Origin of the sequence: Streptomyces globosus, from assembly GCF_003325375.1 — a bacterium.
Classification (GTDB): Bacteria; Actinomycetota; Actinomycetes; order Streptomycetales; family Streptomycetaceae; genus Streptomyces; species Streptomyces globosus_A.
Genome location: NZ_CP030862.1, coordinates 4,240,818 through 4,260,476, shown reverse-complemented (window position 1 = coordinate 4,260,476; position 19,659 = coordinate 4,240,818). Strand labels below are relative to the sequence as shown.

Genomic DNA, 19,659 nt, shown 5'->3' with positions numbered 1-19,659 from the left:
CTCCCTCCGCCGCACGGAGAAGAAAGCGAGCACCGCACCATGTTCGGACACGTCCGCGAAGACCTTCGCGCCACCCTCGACGAGATCCGCTCCGCCGGCCTGCACAAGCCCGAGCGGGTCATCGGCACCCCGCAGAGCGCGTCCGTCGCCGTCACCGCCGGCGGCACCCCCGGTGAGGTCCTCAACTTCTGCGCCAACAACTACCTCGGCCTCGCAGACCACCCCGAGGTCGTCGCCGCCGCCAAGGAGGCCCTCGACCGCTGGGGCTACGGGATGGCGTCCGTCCGCTTCATCTGCGGCACCCAGGAGGTCCACAAGGAGCTGGAGGCCCGCCTGTCCTCCTTCCTCGGCCAGGAGGACACGATCCTCTACTCCTCCTGCTTCGACGCCAATGGCGGCGTCTTCGAAACCCTCCTCGGCCCCGAGGACGCCGTCATCTCCGACGCCCTCAACCACGCCTCCATCATCGACGGCATCCGCCTCTCCAAGGCCCGCCGCTTCCGCTACGCCAACCGCGACATGGCCGAACTGGAAGCCCGCCTGAAGGAGGCCGCGGAGGGCGGCGCCCGCCGCAGGCTGATCGTCACCGACGGCGTCTTCTCCATGGACGGCTACGTCGCCCCCCTGGCCGAGATCTGCGACCTCGCCGACCGCTACGACGCCATGGTCATGGTCGACGACTCGCACGCCGTCGGCTTCGTCGGCCCCGGCGGCCGCGGCACCCCCGAGCTGCACGGCGTCATGGACCGCGTCGACATCATCACCGGCACCCTCGGCAAGGCCCTCGGCGGAGCCTCCGGCGGCTACGTCGCCGCCCGCGCCGAGATCGTCGAACTGCTCCGCCAGCGCTCCCGCCCCTACCTCTTCTCCAACTCCCTCGCGCCCGTCATCGCCGCCGCCTCCCTCAAGGTCCTCGACCTGCTGGAGTCCGCCGCGGACCTCCGCGAGCGCCTCGCCGCCAACACCGCGCTGTTCCGTACCAAGATGGCCGAGGCCGGCTTCGAGATCCTCCCCGGCGACCACGCCATCGCCCCCGTCATGATCGGCGACGCCGCCGAGGCGGGCCGCATGGCCGAGCTCCTCCTGGAGCGCGGCGTGTACGTGATCGGCTTCTCCTACCCCGTCGTCCCCATGGGCCAGGCCCGCATCCGCGTCCAGCTGTCCGCCGCCCACTCCACCGCCGACGTCGAGCGGGCCGTGGCCGCGTTCACCGACGCCCGCGCGGCCCTCGCCGCCGCCAGGGGCTGACATCATGGAGGGGTGATCGACCCCCGCCGGCTGCGCATCCTGCGGGCCGTGGCGGACCACCGTACGGTGACCGCCGCGGCCGCAGCCCTGTACCTCACCCCCTCCGCCGTCTCCCAGCAGCTCGCGGCGCTCGAACAGGAAACCGGGCACACACTGCTGACCCGCAGCGGCCGGGGCGTGCGGCTCACCGCCGCCGGCGAGATCCTCCTCGCCCACACCCACGAGGTCCTCGCCCAGCTCGAAAAGGCCGAGGCCGAACTCGCCGCGTACGCGGGCGGCACCGCCGGCGAGGTCACCGTCGCCGCGTTCGCCACCGGCATCGCCGAGGTCCTCGCCCCGGCGATCGCCCGCCTGGCCCGCGAACACCCCGGCATCCGCCTCCGCGTCCGCGACGCCGAAGGCGACGAAAGCCTCCCCCTCGTCCTCGACGGCGGGGCCGACATCGCCCTCGCCGTCGAATACCGGGGCGCGCCCGGCGCCGACGACGGCCGCCTGTCGGTCGTCCCGCTCTACGCCGAGCCCTTCGACGCGGTCCTCCCCGCCGGCCACCCGCTCGCCGACCTCCCCGAGGTGAGCCTGCCGGACCTCTCCGACTCGGACTGGGTCGGCCAGTACCCCGGCAACCCGTGCCATGCCGTCACCCTGCTGGCCTGCGAACTCGCCGGCTTCCAGCCGCGCCTGCGCCACTCCTCGGACGACTTCCGCGCCGTGACGGCCCTCGTCGGTGCAGGAGCCGGGGTCGCCCTGGTCCCGCGCTCGGCCCTGCGCGGCATGGACCTCAAGGAGGTCCAGGTCCGCCCGGTGGCCGGCCTCCCGGCAACCCGCCGCGTCTTCGCCGCAACCCGCAGGGGGGCGGAGACCCACCCGCTGCTGGCTCCCATCCTGGAGGCGCTGACGAGGGAGGCCGCGCGGCTGGACACGCGGGGGTGACGGTGCGGCGGGGGAGCCACCGCCCGGTGCGCCCGTCGGCCCCGGTCGCGAGGCTCCCGGTCACCCGGCTCCCGCCGTCGCCCCGGCCCCGCCCCGCGGCTGCCGGGCCTCACACCCGCCGCACCGCCACCCCCGCCGCCTCGAAGCGCTCCGCCACCTCGTCCGGCAGAGCCGTGTCCGTGATCAGGGTGTCCACCGCGGACGTCGGGCAGATGCGGGCGAAGGCGCGGACTCCCAGCTTGCTGGAGTCCGCCGCGACGACCACGCGGCGGGCGCGGTCGCACAGGAGGCGGTTCATCGCGGCCTCGTCCTCGTGGCGGGTTGCCGCGCCGTCGGCCGGGTCGAAGGCGTCGACGCCCACGATCGCCGTGTCCACGGACAGCTGGCCGAGGACCTGCTGCGCCAGCGGTCCCGTCAGCTCGTACGACTGGGCGCGGGCGACGCCGCCCGTCAGGACGATCTTGAACTGGGGGCGGATGACCAGCTCGCCCGCGATGTTGAGGGCGTTCGTCACCACCGTCAGGGCGGGCGCGCCGGAGCCCTGGGCGTCGGAACGGGCGAGGTCCGGGCGGGCGGCCAGGGCGCGGGCCACCTCGGTGGTGGTCGTGCCGCCCGTCAGGCCGATCACCTCGCCGGGGGTGACCAGGGCGGCGACCGCCTCGCTGATGCGGCGCTTCTCCGCGGCCCGGCGGGACGTCCGGTAGCGCAGGGGGAGTTCGTACGACACCCCGTGCACGACCGCGCCGCCCCGCGTGCGGACCAGGAGCTGCTGTTCGGCCAGCAGGTCGAGGTCGCGGCGGACGGTCGCGGCGGAGACGCCGAGCGTCTCCGCCGCGGGCTCGACCTCGATCTCCCCCCGCTCGACCAGCAGGTCCAGCAGCGTTTGCCAGCGCTCCTTGCGGGTCATGGATCCCACGCGTTCGCCCCCCAGGTGTTCCAGGTGTTCCAGGTGTGCCCGGCACTCCGGCCGGCGGCGCGTGCGCCGCGGCCCGTGCGCCGACACTAACCCAGGCGTCCGGGGCACCGGGATGCTTGAAGTTGCGTGAAAGTGCCCGATACCTTGCAGGAAAGCGCATCACGCGACATCAAGCGCCACGCCCACCCGACCCGCATCAGCCCGGCCAGGGAGCCGCCATGAGCCAGAGCCACGTCGCATACGAACTGGGCACGCAGCCCGAGTGCTGGGAGCGGGCCGCCGAACTGGCGCCGGGCCGGCGGGCGGTGCTGCCGCAGCCGGGGGAGCGGGCGGCGATCGTGGGGTGCGGGACCTCGTACTACATGGCGCAGGCCGCGGCCGCCCTGCGCGAGGAGGCCGGGCAGGGCGAGACGGACGCGTTCCCCGCGTCCGAGTTCCCCCTGCACCGCCGCTACGACAGGGTGGTGGCCGTGACGCGGTCGGGCACCACGACTGAGGTCCTGGAGCTGCTGGCCGGCCTGCGCGACGCGGGGGTGGCGGTGACCGCGGTGGTCGGGGACCCCGCGACGCCCGTGATGGCGCTCGCAGGCGACCTCGTCGTCCTGGACTTCGCGGACGAGCGGTCCGTCGTCCAGACCCGGTTCGCGACGACCGCGCTGACCCTGCTGCGCGCCCACGTCGGCAGGCACACCGCCGCCGCTGTCGCGGACGCCCGGACGGCGCTCGCCGAGGCGCTGCCCGACCGGATCGCCCTGCACCGCCAGTTCACGTTCCTCGGCCGCGGCTGGGGCGTGGGGCTGGCGCACGAGGCGGCGCTGAAGATGCGCGAGGCGTCGCTGTCGTGGGCGGAGTCGTACCCGGCGATGGAGTACCGGCACGGCCCGATCAGCATCACCGGCCCCGGGACGGTCACCTGGTCGCTCGGCGGGGCGCCGGACGGGCTGTCCGCACAGGTGGAGGCCGCGGGCGGCCGCTGGGTGGAGGGCCGGCTGGACCCGCTCGCCGAGCTGGTGCGCGTCCACCGGCTCGCGGTGGCGGTGGCCGCCGACCGGGGGCTGGATCCGGACCGGCCGCGGAACCTGACGCGCTCGGTGATCCTCGCGGCGGGCGAGGAGGCCGTCCGATGAGCCTCGTCCCCGCGGGTGCGCTGGTCGCGGAGGCGGCGGCCGGGGGCCGGGCCGTCGCGGCGTTCAACATCATCACCCTGGAGCACGCCGAGGCCGTCGTCGCGGGCGCGGAGCAGGCGGGGCTGCCGGTGATCCTCCAGCTCAGCGAGAACGCGGTGAAGTTCCGCGGCGGGGCGCTGCTGCCGATCTCGCGGGCCGCCGCCGCCTGTGCGGAGGCGGCCGGGGTGCCGGTGGGGCTGCACCTCGACCACGTGCAGAGCGCCGAACTGCTGCGGCAGGCGGCGGGCGCCGGCTTCGGGTCGGTGATGTTCGACGCGGCCCGGCTGCCGTACGCGGAGAACCTGGAGGCGACGCGCGCGGCGGCCGAATGGGCGCACGCCAACGGGCTGTGGATCGAGGCGGAGCTGGGCGAGGTCGGCGGGAAGGGCGGCGCCGCCCCTCTCGACCCCCACGCGCCCGGGGCGCGTACGGATCCGGAGGAGGCCCGGCGGTTCGTGGCCGACTCGGGGGTGGACGCCCTGGCCGTGGCGGTCGGCACGAGCCACGCGATGACGAGCCGCACCGCGTCGCTGGACCACGCGCTGCTGGCGAGGCTGGCGAAGGCCGTGGACGTGCCGCTGGTGCTGCACGGCTCCTCGGGGCTGCCGGACGCGGAGCTGGCCGCCGCGGTCGCGGGCGGCATCCGGAAGGTCAACATCGGTACGGCGCTGAACGTGGCCATGACCGACGCCATCCGCGCGCACCTCACGCCGGCGGACCCGCGCCCGTACCTGACGGCCGCCCGGGCGGCGATGGCGGCGACGGCCGTGGCCCTCCTGGGGGCACTGGCGCCCTGAGCGCGCCCCGGCGCCGCGGTGCCGGGGTCCGAGGTGCCGGGCCGTGCGGGCGGGGTGTCCGCACGGCCGCCCTTCCGGATTGGTGGAACGCGTTCTACCCTGCCCCCCACTCGCAAGCCCCCGAACGCGGCCGCGCCCGCGCCACCACACCCCCGGAGGGCCCGTGCACCTCGAATACACGCCCGCGCAGCAGCAGTTGCGCGCGGAGCTGCGCGCCTACTTCGCCGAGCTGGTGCCGCAGGACGTACGCGCCCGCCACACGGACCCGGCCGCCCAGAAGCGCTTCTACCGGGAGACGATCCGGCGCCTGGGCGCCGACGGCTGGCTCGGGGTCGGCTGGCCCGTCGAATACGGCGGGCGCGGCCTGTCGGCGGTGGAGCAGTTCATCTTCTTCGACGAGGCCGCGCAGGCCGTCGTCCCGCTGCCGCTCATGGCGCTCAACACCGTCGGGCCGACCCTCATGCGGTTCGGCACCGACGAGCAGAAGGCCTACTTCCTGCCCCGGATCCTCTCCGGGGAGATCGACTTCGCCATCGGCTACAGCGAGCCCGACGCCGGCACCGACCTGGCCGCCCTCAGCTGCCGGGCGGTCCGCGAGGGGGACGAGGAGACCGGCACCTACGTCGTCAACGGGCAGAAGACATGGACCACCAACGGCGACACCGCCGACTGGGTCTGGCTCGCGGTGCGCACCGACCCCGCGGCCCCGCCGCACAAGGGCATCACCCTGCTGCTGGTGCCGACCTCCGACCCCGGCTACTCCTGCACCCTCATCAACACCCTCGCCTCGCACGACACCACCGCCGGCCACTACGAGGACGTACGCGTCCCCGCGAGCCGCCGCGTCGGCCGGGAGAACGAGGGCTGGCGGCTGATCACCAACCAGCTCAACCACGAGCGCGTCACCCTGGCCGCCCACGGCACCATGGCCGTCCGGGCCCTGCACGACGTCCAGCGGTGGGCGGCCGGCACGAAGCTCGCCGACGGCCGCCGCGTCATCGACCTGCCCTGGGTGCGGACCAGGCTCGCCCGCACCCACGTCCGGCTGGACGCCATGAAGCTGATGAACTGGCAGATGGTCAGCGCCGTCCAGGACGGCACCCTCACCCCGCAGGACGCCTCCGCCGTCAAGGTGTACGGGTCGGAGGCGCGCCGGGACGCGTACGCCTGGCTGATGGAGGTGCTCGCCGCGGCCGGCCCGCTGAAGGGCGGCTCGGCGGGCGCGGTCCTGCACGGAGAGCTGGAACGCGGCTACCGCAGCGCCGTCGTCTTCACCTTCGGCGGCGGCAACAACGAGATCCAGCGCGAGATCATCGCGTGGACCGGCCTGGGCATGCCCCGCGTCCGCCGCTGAGCAGGCCGGCCGGCGGTCCGGCCGCCCGCCCCCGGGGACGGGCGGCCAGGAGCGCGTCAGGCGCCCACGTACTCGGCCAGGTGCTCGCCGGTGAGGGTGGAGCGGGCGGCGACCAGGTCGGCGGGCGTGCCCTCGAAGACGATCCTGCCGCCGTCGTGGCCGGCGCCGGGGCCGAGGTCGATGAGCCAGTCGGCGTGTGCCATGACGGCCTGGTGGTGCTCGATGACGATCACCGACTTCCCGGAGTCGACGAGCCGGTCGAGGAGGCCGAGGAGCTGCTCCACGTCCGCGAGGTGCAGGCCGGTCGTCGGCTCGTCGAGGACGTACACACCGCCCTTCTCCCCCATGTGCGTGGCCAGCTTGAGGCGCTGCCGCTCGCCGCCGGACAGCGTGGTGAGCGGCTGGCCCAGGCTGACGTAGCCGAGCCCGACGTCGACGAGCCGTTCCAGGATCCTGTGCGCGGCCGGCGTGCGCGCCTCGCCGGCCCCGAAGAACTCCTCGGCCTCCGTCACCGACATCGCGAGCACCTCGCTGATGTCGCGGCCGCCGAACCGGTACTCCAGCACCGAGGCGTCGAACCGCCTGCCCTCGCAGTCCTCGCAGGTCGTGGCGACGCTCTGCATGATCGCCAGATCGGTGTAGATGACGCCGGCGCCGTTGCAGGTCGGGCAGGCGCCCTCCGAATTGGCGCTGAACAGGGCGGGCTTGACGCCGTTGGCCTTCGCGAACGCCTTCCGGATCGGGTCGAGCAGCCCCGTGTACGTCGCCGGGTTGCTGCGGCGCGAGCCGCGGATCGGGGCCTGGTCCACCGAGACGACGCCCTCCGGGGCCGGGATGGAGCCGTGGATCAGCGAGCTCTTGCCCGACCCCGCGACCCCGGTGACCACGCAGAGCACCCCGAGCGGGATGTCGACGTCCACGTCCTTCAGGTTGTTGGCGGACGCCCCGCGGATCTCCAGCGCACCGGTCGGCTTGCGCACGGTCTCCTTGAGCGCGGCCCGGTCGTCGAGGTGGCGGCCGGTGACGGTGCCGCTGCTGCGCAGGCCCTCGACGGTGCCCTCGAAGCAGACGGTGCCGCCCGCCGTGCCCGCGCCCGGCCCGAGGTCCACGACGTGGTCCGCGACGGCGATGGCCTCCGGCTTGTGCTCCACCACCAGCACCGTGTTGCCCTTGTCGCGCAGCCGCAGCAGCAGGCCGTTCATGCGCTCGATGTCGTGCGGGTGCAGGCCGGTCGTCGGCTCGTCGAAGACGTACGTGACGTCCGTGAGGGACGATCCGAGGTGCCGGATCATCTTGGTGCGCTGTGCCTCGCCGCCCGACAGGGTCCCCGCGGCCCGGTCGAGCGAGAGGTAGCCGAGGCCGATCTCCACGAACGAGTCGAGGGTGTGCAGGAGCTTGCCGAGCAGCGGGGCGACCGACGGCTCGTCCAGCCCGCGGACCCACTCGGCCAGGTCGCGGATCTCCATCGCGCAGGCGTCGGCGATGTTGACCTTCCCGATCCGCGAGGAGCGGGCCTGTTCGCTGAGCCGCGTGCCCCCGCAGTCGGGGCAGTCGGCGAAGGTGACCGCCCGGTCGACGAACGCCCGGATGTGCGGCTGCATCGACTCCCGGTCCTTCGACAGGAACGTCTTCTGCAGCTTCGGGATCAGCCCCTCGTAGGTGAGGTTGATCCCGTTGACCTTCACCTTCGTCGGCTCGCGGTACAGGAGGTCGTGCCGCTCCTTCTTCGTGTACGCGCGGATCGGCTTCTCCGGGTCGAAGAACCCCGACTCGGCGATGACCCGCACCACCCAGCCGCCGCCCGTGTAGGTGGGGATGGTGAACGGGTCCTCGGAGAGCGACTTGGAGTCGTCGTACAGCTGGGCCAGGTCGATGTCGGAGACCCGGCCGCGGCCCTCGCAGTGCGTGCACATGCCGCCCGTGCGGCTGAAGGACACCTTCTCGGTACGGGTCTTGTCGGCGCCGCGGTCGACCGTGAACCCGCCGCTCGCCGACACCGACGCCACGTTGAAGGAGTACGCGGCAGGCGGGCCGATGTGCGGCTCGCCCAGGCGGCTGAAGAGGATGCGCAGCATCGCGTTCGCGTCGGTGGCCGTGCCGACCGTGGAGCGCGGGTCGCCGCCCATCCGCTGCTGGTCCACGGAGATCGCGGTCGTCAGCCCGTCCAGGACGTCGACGTCCGGCCGGGCCAGGTTCGGCATGAAGCCCTGCAGGAACGCGCTGTACGTCTCGTTGATCAGCCGCTGCGACTCCGCGGCGATGGTGTCGAAGACCAGGGAGCTCTTGCCCGATCCCGAGACGCCGGTGAACACCGTCAGCCGGCGCTTCGGAATCTCGATGCTGACGTCCTTGAGGTTGTTCTCGCGCGCGCCGTGGACGCGGATGAGGCCGTGGCTGTCCGCGGTGTGCGGCCCAGGCGACCCTGTGTCCGACTTCCTGGCCATTCTCACTGCTCCGTCCGTGGGGCGGAGCCGCCCTTGCGGCTCCTTCGCGTGTCGCCCGGTCCGATCCAACCAGCTTCGGACGGCCCGTGCGGCGCCGCCCGCCGAAACGTTGCGCCCCGGGTGCGGCCGCCCGGCGGGCTCCGCCTCCCCGCCGTAGCGTGGGCCGCATGGACATCACCCTTTCCCAGTGCTTCATCGCCGTCGACGACCATGACAAGGCGGTCCCCTTCTACCGCGACGTCCTCGGCCTCGAGGTGCGCGGCGACGTCGGCTACGGGGACATGCGCTGGGTGACCGTCGAGTCGCCCGCGCAGCCGGACGTCGCCATCGTCCTGGAGCCGCCCCTCGCCGACCCGAACGCCTCCCCGGCCGACCGGCAGGCCGTCGCCGACCTGATGGCGAAGGGCCTCCTGCGCGGGGTCATCTTCGCGACGCAGGACTGCGACGCCGCCTTCGAGCGGATCCGCGCGGCGGGCGGCGCGGTCGTCCAGGAGCCGACGGACCAGCACTACGGCGTCCGCGACTGCGCCTTCCGCGACCCCGCCGGCAACGTCCTGCGCTTCACGCAGCCGCTCGGCACCGCGGAGGCCTGACCCCCCGCGGCGGCCCGCAACCCCCCTGCGGCCCGCGGACGCTGGCGGAGCGCGCCGCGGAGTGCTTCCATGAGAGTGCGGGAAGAGCCCATTGCGAGGATGCGGAGAAGCGGACCCCGTGCCGCGCACCGCACAATCGGGTTCCGCGAGAAGCGGGCGGGCTCTTTCCGCCCCTCGGGCCGTCCGCGCGGCCGGAGGGGCGCCGGATTCCGCGCCCTCCGCCTCCAGGCCCGCACCGCCGGGCCGGCGACGACTTCCTGCGCGCCCCGCCCGTTCCCCCGCTGCCGGCGCCTGGCCGAAACCTGCTGTGCCGGCCTGTCGCCGCACCGGCCTGCGGACCGCTCCCGGCGTACGCGCACCGGCTGTCCGGCGGGCCCGCGCCCGCCCCGCGCACGGTGACCGGGCGCCTGCGCCCCACCGGTACCCTGCTGCGCAGCATTCCCGCAGGTCTGCGCTGGCGGCTGCCTCCAGGTCACATCTTGAAAGCGATGCGCCGCATGGGCCCCGGGAGCCGTCCCTCGGCGTACACACTGCGTACACCAGCGTCCATACTGGACCGGCCGGGGAGGGCGCAGGACGCAGCACGACAACGGGGGCGGCTTCAAGACATGGCGGAGTCCAGACTGATCCAGGGCCGGTACCGGTCGCTCGATCTGATCGGGCGCGGCGGCATGGGCGAGGTGTGGCGGGCCCGTGACGAGTCCCTCGGCCGGCACGTCGCCGTCAAATGCCTCAAACCGCTCGGCGGGCAGCAGGACAACCACTTCACCCAGGTGCTGCGCGAGCGCTTCCGCCGCGAGGCCCGCGTCGCCGCCTCGCTCCAGCACCGCGGGGTCACCGTCGTCCACGACTTCGGCGACGACAGCGCAGCGGGCGGCCCCCTGTACCTGGTCATGGAGCTCCTCGACGGCCGCAACCTCAGCCAGCTGATGGAGGAGAACCAGCCGCGGCCGCTGCCCGTGGACGTGGTCGTGGACATCGCCGAGCAGTTGTCCGCGGCCCTCGGCTACACGCACGACCAGGGCGTCGTCCACCGGGACCTGAAACCGGCCAACATCATGCGGCTCACCGACGGGACGGTGAAGATCTGCGACTTCGGGATCGCCCGCCTCGCGCACGACATCGGCTTCACGGCGAAGCTCACCGGCGGCGGCATGGCGATGGGCACCCCGCACTACATGTCGCCGGAGCAGATCGCCGGCGGCGAGGTCGACCACCGCAGCGACCTGTACTCCCTCGGCTGCGTCCTGTACGAGATCGCCACCGGCGCCCCGCCGTTCGACCTGGGCGACTCCTGGTCGGTGCTGGTCGGGCACCGCGACAACGCGCCGGTGCCGCTGCGCGAGCACCGGCCCGAGCTGCCCGGGTACTTCGAGCGGGCGGTCCTGGACCTGCTCGCCAAGTGCCCCGACGACCGCCCCGGCGACGCCCGCCACGTGCACCGGCGGCTCGTCGAGGCCCGGCTCGGGCCCGGCCCGGCGACCGGCGGCCCGGCCCCCCTGCCCCGGTGGGCCCGCGGCATGACCGCCGGCCGCAAGGCGGGCATCGACGCCCGGCCGGCGAGCGGGGAATGGGCCGTGCTCACCGGAGCCTGGACGGCCGCGCGCCCCCTCGGCGGCGGCCTGTCCGCCGCCGTCGGGGCCGCGGCCGGCGCGGCCATCCTGCGGCCCGCCCCCTCGGAGGACCCCCGGCTGACGGCGCCGTACGGCATCCCCCGGCCCGCCGCCGCCCCGGACGGCACCCACGGCACCGGCCCGCACGGCGCGGACGGGAGCACGGCCGGGCCGCAGGGCGCCGCCGCGCTCGCCGCCGCCCACGCCCGTGCCTTCGCCCTCAGCCGTGCCGGCCGACCCGCGGAGGCCCTCGCCGCGTACGAGGCCGTCGCCCACGGGCGTACCCGCGCCCTCGGCGCCGACCACCCCGACACACTCGCCGCCCGCCAGGAGGCCGCGTACGAGCTGGGCCGGCTCGGCCGCCACCAGGAGGCGCACGACCTGTACCGGGCGGTGCTCGTCGCGCGGGAGCGCAGCGCCGGCCCGCTCCACCGCGACACGCTGCGCTGCCGACACAACCTCGCCTGCGCCCTCGGCGCGCTGGGCCGCCACGCCGAGGCGCACCGCACCGCCGCCGCGGCTGCAGCCGACCGGGCGGCCGTCCTGGGACCGGAGCATCCGGACACGCTGCTGAGCCGGTACGAGGCGGCGTACGCACTGGGCCGCCTCGACCGCTGGGAGGACGCCCTCGACGCGTTCCGGGAGGTCGCCGCGGCACGCGAGCGGGTACTGGGCCGCGACCATCCCGACACCCTCGCGGCCCGCTACGAGACCGGGATCGCCCTCGGCCGCACCGGCCGCGCCGCCCAGGCCCTGGACCTGTTCCGGGGCCTGATCCGCGACCGCACCCGCGCGTACGGGGCCGCCCACCCGGAGACGCTGCGCGCCCGGCACGTCCTCGGCGTCAACCTCGGCCGGCTCGGCCGCTGGGAGGAGGCGGTCGCCGAGGCCCGGCAGGTCGCCGCCGCGCGGGCGGACGCCCTCGGGCCCGAGCACCCCGACACCCTGGTCAGCCGCCGCGAACTGGCCGTCGGGCTCAGCCGACTGGACCGCTGGGAGGAGGCGCTGCCCCTCTACCGGGACCTCGCGGGCATCCGCGAGCGCTCCCTGGGCGACGCCCACCCCGACACCGTCGCGGCCCATGCCGACGAAGCGCACTGCCTGGAGCGGCTCGCGCAGGTGTGTTACCAAGAGCCATGACGACCTTGGGCGCGACCAACGGGCAGGGCTCCTCCCGGCAGCCATACCGGGACGTGTACGACGACGTGATCGTGGGCGGCGGGCACAACGGCCTCGTCGCCGCCGCCTATCTGGCCCGCGCGGGCCGCTCCGTGCTGCTCCTCGAACGCCTCGGAGGCACGGGCGGCGCCGCGATCTCCACCCGCCCCTTCGCGGGGGTGGACGCCCGGCTGTCCCGGTACTCCTACCTCGTCTCCCTCCTCCCCGGGAAGATCGTCCGTGATCTGGGGCTGGACTTCGCCGTCCGCAAGCGGTCCGTGTCCTCGTACACGCCGTACAGGGCCGAGGCGCGCGGCGGCCGCCCCGACGGGCTGTTCGTGGGCGGCGACACGGGCCGCACCCGGGAGTCCTTCCGGCGCCTGACCGGCTCGGACCGCGCGTACGAGGCCTGGCGGGAGTTCTACGCGACGACCGGGCGGGTCGCGGAGCGCGTCTTCCCGACGCTGACCGAGCCGCTGCCGACGCGGGCCGGGCTGAAGGAGCGCATCGGGGACGAGGCGGCCTGGCGGATGCTGTTCGAGGAGCCCCTCGGACAGGCGGTGGAGGACCGCTTCGAGGACGACCTGGTCCGGGGCGTCGTCCTCACCGACGCCCTGATCGGCACCTTCGCCGGCGCGCACGACGCCTCGCTGGCCCAGAACCGCTGCTTCCTCTACCACGTGATCGGCGGCGGCACCGGTGACTGGGACGTCCCCGTCGGCGGCATGGGCGCGCTCACCGACGCCCTGGCCGGCGCCGCGCGGGCGGCGGGCGCACAGATCGCGACGCGGCACGAGGTGCTCCGCATCGACACCGACGGCCGCGGCCCCGCCGAGGTCGTCTTCCGCACCGCGACCGGCGAAGGCCGGGTCGCCGGCCGCACCGTCCTCGTGAACGCCTCCCCGCGGGCCCTGGCCGAACTGCTCGGCGAGGAGGCCCCGGAGCCCGCCGCCGAAGGCGCCCAGCTGAAGGTCAACATGCTGCTGCGGCGGCTGCCCCGGCTGCGGGACGCCTCCGTGGACCCGAGGCAGGCGTTCGCCGGGACCTTCCACGTCGCCGAGGGGTACGCGAACCTGGAGCGGGCGCACGCCGAGGCCGCCTCCGGAGAACTCCCCTCGGTCCCGCCGTCGGAGGTGTACTGCCACTCGCTGACCGACCCGTCGATCCTCGGCCCGGAGCTCGTCGAGCAGGGCTGCCAGACGCTCACCCTGTTCGGCCTGCACACCCCGGCGCGCCTCTTCGAGAGGGACAACCAGGGGACCCGGGAGGTGCTTCTGACCGCCACTCTCGCCCAGTTGGACGAGCACCTCGCCGAACCGGTCACCGACTGCCTCGCCTTCGACGCGGACGGCCGCCCCTGCATCGAGGCCAAGACTCCGCTCGACCTGGAGCGCGACCTGCGCCTGCCCGGCGGGCACATCTTCCACCGGGACCTGTCCTGGCCGTACCGGGAACCCGGCGGGGAGGGGGACGCCGGCGCGGCCGGCCGGTGGGGCGTGGAGACCCCGTACGCCAACGTGCTGCTGTGCGGGGCGGGTGCCGTGCGCGGCGGCGGCGTCAGCGGGGTGCCCGGCCACAACGCGGCCATGGCGGTCCTGGGCCGCTAGCCGCGCGCCGGCGGCCCGCCTCCGGTCAGGCGCCGGCGGCGGGCTTCCGCCCCGCGGGTTCGATCACGACGACCGGGATCTCGCGCTCCGTCCGGGCCTGGTAGTCCTCGTACGCCGGCCAGTGCCCGACCATGACGGGCCAGTACGCGGCCCGCTCCTCGGATGTCGCCGTGCGGGCGGTCCCCTGCATCACCTCCGGCCCGACCTGGATGCGGACCTCCGGGTGGGCCGTCAGGTTCCGGTACCACAGGGGGTGTTCGGCGGATCCGCCGCGGGAGGCGACGACGAGGTAGCTGCCATCGGCCTCGCCGTAGATGAGCGGGGTCCGCACCGCGCTGCCCGAGATCCGGCCGACCGTGGTCAGCAGCAGCGTCTGCGTCCCCCGCCAGTGGTGCCCCTCGGTGCCGCCCGACTCGACGTACTGCCGGACGTGGTCGAGCTGCCAGCCGGGGCGCGGGTCCTTCGGGTGGTCCCAGTCGATGCCGGTGGTCGTCATGTCGCTGCCTGCCTTCGCGGTCGGTTCCTCGCTGCCGGGCGGTGGCTGCCCGGGGGTGTCAACGGCGGGGGCCTTCCGGTTATGCCTCGGCGGGGACCGGGCGGGGGCGGGGCGGCAGCACGAACCCGCCGAGCAGGCCGTCCATCGCCCGCAGCGCCGGTCCGGCCGGGGCGGCCCGTACGGCGAGGTCGCGGACTGCCGCGGCCAGCGGGTTCCGGAGGGCGGCCATGCGGCCCGCCCGGCGGGCGCGCACCCGGATGGCGTCCGTGCGGGCGCACCGGGCGGTGCTGTAGGCGGCCAGCGCGGTGGACACGTCCGCCGGGGTGCGGGCGCCGTCCAGCAGGTGCGCGACGACCACGGCGTCCTCGACGGCCTGGCAGCCGCCCTGCCCGAGGTTGGGCGTCATGGCGTGGGCGGCGTCGCCGAGCCAGGCCAGGCGGCCGCGGTGGTGGCGGGGCAGGGGGGCGGCCAGGTCGTACAGGTCGTGCCGGAGCACGGCCGCGGGGTCGATCCGCTCCAGGAGGGCCGGTATCGGGTCGTGCCAGGTGCCGTAGCGGCGCAGCAGCTCGGCGCGGACGTCGGCCGGACGGTACCCCTCCGGGACGACGGCGGTGGCGTAGGCGTAGACGCGGCCGTCGGCGAGCGGGACGATGCCGAAGCGCTCGCCGCGGCCCCAGGTCTCGGCAGCCTCCGGCAGGTCCGCGCCGGAGGCGGGGAGCACGGTGCGCCAGGCGGTCTCCCCGCTGTACCGCAGGCCGGGGTGGTCGGGGAAGAAGCGGCGGCGGGTGGGGCTGTGGATGCCGTCGGCGGCGAGGACGACGTCGGCGGAGAGCTCGCCCTCGGAGGTGTGGACGACGGGCGAGCCGTCCGGGTCCTCGACGGAGTCGACGGCTGCCCCGTGGCGGACGGTGCCCGCGGGGAGGGCGGCGGTCAGGCCGGCGGCCAGGGACGGGCGGAAGACGGCGAGCGGCGGGAACCCGTAGCGGGCCGCGATGGCGGCGGTGCCGGCGCGGCTGAGCCAGCGGCCGTCGCGGCGGCGCAGCCCCAGCGCGGCCGGTACCGCGCGTCCCGCGGCGGTGCGGGCGTCGAAGCCGATCGCCTCGAAGGCGTGCAGGGCGTTCGGCGCGAGGACGATCCCGGCGCCGGCCGCCTGGGGCTCCGGGGCCCGCTCGCAGACGGTGACCCGCCAGCCGCGGCGGTGCAGGGCCACGGCTGCCGTGAGGCCGCCGATGCCCGCACCCACCACGACCGCATGACGCTGGGACATGGCGTCCCTCCCGATTCCTCGACGGTGCGATCCACTGGGCATGCCCTCTACATCCGTAGAGGCACAGTCTTCACTCTACAGCTGTAGAGTGGCGGCATGTCCAGCCCCGCAGACCGCAGCACCGCCCGGCCCGACCGCCGCACCCTCATCGCGGACACCGCGATCGGCCTCGTCGCCGCAGCCGGCCTGCGCGGACTGACCCACCGTGCCGTCGACGCCGCCGCAGGCCTCCCCGCGGGCAGCACCTCGTACTACCTCCGCACCCGGACCGCCCTGATCGGCGCCTGCTACCAGCGCCTCGCCGAACTCGACGTCGAGGACATCGACCGGACCTCCCTGACCGCAGGCGGGGCGGACGGCCGCGGCGGGGTCCCTGACCGGGAGGCGGTCGCCGCAGCCATGGCCGCCGCCCTCCACCGATGGCTGACCGAGGGGCGCGCGCGGCAGCTCGCCCGCTTCGAACTGAGCCTGGAGGCGGCCCGCAACCCCGAGCTGGAGACCGACTTCCACCGCGCCGGCGAGGTGCCGCGCGCGAAGGCCGCAGAGGTCCTCGCGGCGCTCGGCGCGCCCCGGCCCCGGGAGGCCGCGGAACTCCTGGTCGCCTGGATGGACGGACTCCTCTACGACCGGCTCGCGGGCGCCCTCGCCCGCTCCCGGCCGGAGCCCGACCCGGCCGAACTGGCCGACGCGTCGCGCCGGATGCTCGACGCGGCGCTGGCCTGAGGCCCTGCTCCCGCGGGCGCTCCCGGCGGCTCCGGACGTTGACAACCCGGGCGGATGATCGTTCTAATGTCGTCCGTGGCGCGTGGCGCCGGCCACAGAGCAGTGGGCCGGCCGGCGATCGGGCGACCACCCGTTTCCCCAGGACACCGCATGAGTCCTCCCACCGCAGGCCGCCCGTACCGGCCCCGCCGCGCCGTGCACACGGCAGGCACCCCGGCGCGCGACCGTACCCCCGCGCCCTCCGCGGCGCCGGCAGCCGGCCTCTGAGCACCCGGCGCCCGCATCCCGCGCCCGGCCCGGCACCCTGCCCGCGCCCCCGCCATCCCCGCCCCGTCCGCCCCCGCACACCCGCCTTCCGGTGTGCGGGGGCCGACGGGCCGCGGCCGGGCCCTGCGAGGGGTCCCGCCGCCTCCGTACCGCGCCCCCGCGCGCGCCCACGATCCAGGAGAACCGACTCCCCATGTCCGCAACCGACTTCAACCAGTGGGTCATCGAAGAGTTCCGGGCCAACGGCGGAAAGGTCGGCGGCCCCTTCGAGGGCAGCGACCTGCTGCTGCTCACCACGACCGGCGCCAGGACCGGCAGGCAGCACACCACCCCGCTGGGCCGCATCCCGCACGAGGAGGGCCTGCTCGTCGTCGGCTCCCACCTCGGCAGTGACCGCCACCCCGCCTGGTACCACAACCTGCTCGCCCACCCCCTCGTCCGCGTGGAGACCGCCACCGAGGAGTACGAGGCCGTCGCCGTCCCCGCCGAAGGCGCACACCGCGACCGGCTGTTCGCGTACGCCGCGGCCGCCGAGCCCGGCTACGCCGACTACCAGGACCGCACCTCGCGCACCCTGCCGGTCGTGGTGCTCCAGCGCTCCGATCCGGCACCGGGGGAGGGGCCGGCGGAGGTCCGCACCCTCGCCGACAAGCTCCTGGAGGTGCACGTGTGGCTGCGGGGACAGCTGCGGCACGTCCGCGCCGAGACGGAGGCGCTCTTCGCCGCCCGCGCGCAGGCCGCCCGCGAAGCCGCGGCACCGCCTGCCGCGCCCGGCCTGGGCCTGCAGATCCGCCAGCACTGCCTGGCCTTCTGCCAGGCCCTCGAATTCCACCACCAGGGCGAGGACGCGCACGTCTTCCCCGCGCTCGCCGCCGCCCACCCCCACCTGGAGGACGCCTTCGCACGGCTCGCCGCCGAACACCGCACCGTCGCCCGGATCCAGCAGGAGCTCGGCCTGCTGCTCGCGGACGCCGCGACGGCCGACCCCGACCGCTTCCGCACCGAACTGGCGCGGCTGAGCCGGGAGCTGACGGCCCACCTCGACTACGAGGAGGAGCAGGTCCTCCCGCTCCTCGCCGACATCCCGTTCCCGCCGGGCCCGCCCGCCTGACGGCCCGCCCGCCTGACGGGCCGCCCGCCTGAGGGCCCGGCCGGCGGGCGGGCGGCGGCGGGCGGGCGGCGGCGGGCGGGCCGGGTCAGTCGGCGGAGCGGCTCCAGCCGGCTGCCTCGATGCCGGCCGCGTCGGCCGGGCGGTCCTCCGCGAACAGCAGCCGGGCCGGCTCCGACACCCGTACGACGTCCACGTACACCCCGCGGCCGACGTAGCGGCCGGTCGCCTCGTGGCGGAAGCGGAGCCGGACCGGCCGCCCCGCCCACGCGGCGCCGAGCGGGGCCTCGAGGCGGTGCCAGATGCGGCCCGACCAGCCGTCGACGCGGCCCTGCGGCCACTCCTCGGCGGTCCCGCCCGTCGCGCGGACCGTGCTGAACGGCAGCGGCTCCCACGCCCGGCCGTCCGCGGACGCCTCCACGTGCAGGAAGCCCTCCCCCGGCACGGTGTCCCACCACACGGCGCAGCGCAGCCGAGCCGAGCCCGTCGCCGGCGTCAGCGGGGGCAGGGCCAGCGTGCCGGAGGCGCCGGGTTCCATCCCCGAGTACCAGGCGGGGCCGCCGTGCCGGGTGCGGACGGGGACGGCGCGGGCGAAGCGGTTGCCGACCGCGACGCGCGGTGCGCTGCCCGCCCGCCACGTCCGGACCGGGTGCACCGAATTGCCGAGCAGGACCAGGAACGAGTCCGTGGACGGGTCCAGGACCAGGGAGGTGCCGGTGAAACCGGTGTGCCCGGCGGAGTGCGGCGTGGCCATCGCACCCATGTACCAGTGCTGGTACAGCTCGAAGCCGAGGCCGTGGTCGTTGCCCGGGAAGGCGGTGTTGAAGTCGGTGAAGAGCAGTTCGACGGAGGCCGGGCGCAGGATGCGCCGGCCGGCGTACGCACCGCCGTCCAGGAGGGTGCGGGCGAGGACGGCCAGGTCCCAGGCGGTGCCGAAGACTCCGGCGTGGCCGGCGGTGCCGCCGAGGGCGTGGGCGTTCTCGTCGTGCACCTCGCCCCAGACCAGGCCGCGGTCCAGGCCGGACCACGGGGGCCGCTCCACCTCGGTCGCGGCCGTGGAGCGGCGCCAGGAGCGCGGCGGGTTGAAGCGGGTGCGGTGCATGCCGAGCGGGCCGGTGATCTCCTCGTGGAGGAGGACGTCGAGGGGGCGGCCGGTGACCCGCTCGACGAGCAGCTGGAGGGTGAGGAGGTTCAGGTCGGAGTAGCGGTACACGCTGCCCGGCGGCTCCTGCGGACGAACGGACCACAGCAGCCTCAACTGCCCCTCCCGGGTGGGCTCCTGGTAGAGCGGCGCCCAGGAGCGCAGCCCCGAGGTGTGCGTGAGCAGCTGCCGGACGGTGATCAGCTCCTTGCCGCCGCCGGTGAACTCGGGCAGGTAGCGGTGGACGGGCGCCTCCAGCTCCAGCCGGCCGCGCTCCATCTGCTGCGCGGCGAGCAGCGAGGTGAACAGCTTGGTGAGGGAGGCCAGGTCGAAGACGGTGTCCTCCGCCATCGGGATCCGCTCCTGCGGCGGCAGCTCGCGGACGGTGTCGGTCCGGCCGTCGTAGTCGGCGTACCGGACGGCGTGGCCCATCGCCCGGTGCAGGGCGACGGTCCGGCCCCGGCCCGCGAGGACGACGGCGCCGGCGTAGTACGGGTGCTCGGGGGAGGGGCCGAGGAACCGAGCCGCCTCCTGCGCCGCGTCTTCCAGGTGCCGCTCGACGAGGCCGGCCCGGCGGGCCGGGCCGTAGCGCAGCCGCAGCCCCTGGAGGGCGCGCCGCTCCGCCGGGCTGCCCGCGGCCCCCGCGGCCCCGGGCAGCGCGCCGTGCAGGAGCAGGACGCCGCCGAGGGCGAGCAGCCGGCCGCCGAGCCGCCGCCGGCTCAGGGCGGGCCCGCCCCCGGCGCCCGGTCCCGGCGGCGCTGTGCCCCCGCGCTCCCCTCCCGAGCCGTGCGGTGCCGTGCCGCTCCCGGCCCCCGTGTGTGCCTCCATCGC

General features: G+C 75.4%; 15 protein-coding genes. 10 read left to right on the top strand and 5 right to left on the bottom strand.

Annotated elements, in window-relative coordinates; all coding sequences use genetic code 11:
• Positions 1-39: 39 nt before the first annotated feature.
• Positions 40-1,248 (top strand): glycine C-acetyltransferase, encoded by a 1,209-nt coding sequence (locus C0216_RS18685; RefSeq protein WP_114056384.1) that lies wholly within the window; start codon positions 40-42, stop codon positions 1,246-1,248.
• 12 nt (positions 1,249-1,260) lie between these two features.
• The gene (locus C0216_RS18680) at positions 1,261-2,178 is read left to right on the top strand and encodes a LysR family transcriptional regulator (protein ID WP_114056383.1); all 918 of its coding nucleotides are present in this window, start codon (positions 1,261-1,263) and stop codon (positions 2,176-2,178) included.
• A gap of 109 nt (positions 2,179-2,287) precedes the next feature.
• Here C0216_RS18680 and C0216_RS18675 read toward each other — a convergent pair whose 3' ends face one another.
• Positions 2,288-3,085, bottom strand: a complete 798-nt coding sequence (locus C0216_RS18675) for a DeoR/GlpR family DNA-binding transcription regulator (protein ID WP_114058769.1) — start codon at positions 3,083-3,085, stop codon at positions 2,288-2,290.
• A 227-nt stretch (positions 3,086-3,312) separates the two neighbouring features.
• Between C0216_RS18675 and C0216_RS18670 the strand changes: the two genes are divergently transcribed.
• The 3 genes from C0216_RS18670 (at position 3,313) to C0216_RS18660 (ending at position 6,411) form a co-directional block, all read left to right on the top strand.
• Positions 3,313-4,221: an SIS domain-containing protein gene (locus C0216_RS18670; protein WP_114056382.1), complete on the top strand. Its 909-nt coding sequence runs from the start codon at positions 3,313-3,315 to the stop codon at positions 4,219-4,221.
• Positions 4,218-5,057: a class II fructose-bisphosphate aldolase gene (locus tag C0216_RS18665; RefSeq protein WP_114056381.1), complete on the top strand. Its 840-nt coding sequence runs from the start codon at positions 4,218-4,220 to the stop codon at positions 5,055-5,057. Before C0216_RS18670 ends, C0216_RS18665 begins: the two co-directional genes overlap by 4 nt.
• Before the next feature lie 163 nt (positions 5,058-5,220).
• On the top strand, positions 5,221-6,411 hold the full coding sequence (locus tag C0216_RS18660) for an acyl-CoA dehydrogenase family protein (protein WP_114056380.1): 1,191 nt from the start codon (positions 5,221-5,223) through the stop codon (positions 6,409-6,411).
• Between the two features lie 56 nt (positions 6,412-6,467).
• Here the strand turns inward: C0216_RS18660 and C0216_RS18655 are convergent, their stop codons facing one another.
• The gene (locus C0216_RS18655; RefSeq protein WP_114056379.1) at positions 6,468-8,855 is read right to left on the bottom strand and encodes an ATP-binding cassette domain-containing protein; all 2,388 of its coding nucleotides are present in this window, start codon (positions 8,853-8,855) and stop codon (positions 6,468-6,470) included.
• 167 nt (positions 8,856-9,022) lie between these two features.
• Between C0216_RS18655 and C0216_RS18650 the strand changes: the two genes are divergently transcribed.
• The 3 genes from C0216_RS18650 to C0216_RS18640 all read left to right on the top strand — a co-directional run bounded on the left by C0216_RS18650 (position 9,023) and on the right by C0216_RS18640 (position 13,826).
• Complete coding sequence (locus C0216_RS18650) at positions 9,023-9,448, top strand: VOC family protein (protein ID WP_114056378.1); 426 nt, start codon at positions 9,023-9,025, stop codon at positions 9,446-9,448.
• A gap of 608 nt (positions 9,449-10,056) precedes the next feature.
• Complete coding sequence (locus C0216_RS18645) at positions 10,057-12,201, top strand: serine/threonine-protein kinase (RefSeq protein ID WP_114056377.1); 2,145 nt, start codon at positions 10,057-10,059, stop codon at positions 12,199-12,201.
• A complete protein-coding gene (locus tag C0216_RS18640; protein WP_114056376.1) occupies positions 12,198-13,826 on the top strand; it encodes a phytoene desaturase family protein in 1,629 nt (542 codons plus the stop codon). Before C0216_RS18645 ends, C0216_RS18640 begins: the two co-directional genes overlap by 4 nt.
• Positions 13,827-13,851: 25 nt before the next feature.
• On the opposite strand, the gene C0216_RS18635 is transcribed toward C0216_RS18640, so the two are convergent.
• Together C0216_RS18635 and C0216_RS18630 are read right to left on the bottom strand one after the other, a co-directional pair.
• Positions 13,852-14,322, bottom strand: a complete 471-nt coding sequence (locus C0216_RS18635; protein ID WP_114056375.1) for a nitroreductase family deazaflavin-dependent oxidoreductase — start codon at positions 14,320-14,322, stop codon at positions 13,852-13,854.
• A 79-nt stretch (positions 14,323-14,401) separates the two neighbouring features.
• Complete coding sequence (locus tag C0216_RS18630; RefSeq protein WP_114056374.1) at positions 14,402-15,589, bottom strand: FAD-dependent oxidoreductase; 1,188 nt, start codon at positions 15,587-15,589, stop codon at positions 14,402-14,404.
• A gap of 96 nt (positions 15,590-15,685) precedes the next feature.
• Between C0216_RS18630 and C0216_RS18625 the strand changes: the two genes are divergently transcribed.
• Together C0216_RS18625 and C0216_RS18620 are read left to right on the top strand one after the other, a co-directional pair.
• Positions 15,686-16,312, top strand: coding sequence for a TetR/AcrR family transcriptional regulator (locus tag C0216_RS18625; RefSeq protein WP_114056373.1), 627 nt, complete (start codon positions 15,686-15,688; stop codon positions 16,310-16,312).
• Positions 16,313-16,772: 460 nt separating this feature from the next.
• Positions 16,773-17,690, top strand: coding sequence for a nitroreductase/quinone reductase family protein (locus C0216_RS18620; protein WP_114056372.1), 918 nt, complete (start codon positions 16,773-16,775; stop codon positions 17,688-17,690).
• An 85-nt stretch (positions 17,691-17,775) separates the two neighbouring features.
• Here the strand turns inward: C0216_RS18620 and C0216_RS18615 are convergent, their stop codons facing one another.
• On the bottom strand, positions 17,776-19,656 hold the full coding sequence (locus C0216_RS18615) for a serine hydrolase domain-containing protein (RefSeq protein ID WP_114056371.1): 1,881 nt from the start codon (positions 19,654-19,656) through the stop codon (positions 17,776-17,778).
• Positions 19,657-19,659: the final 3 nt, after the last annotated feature.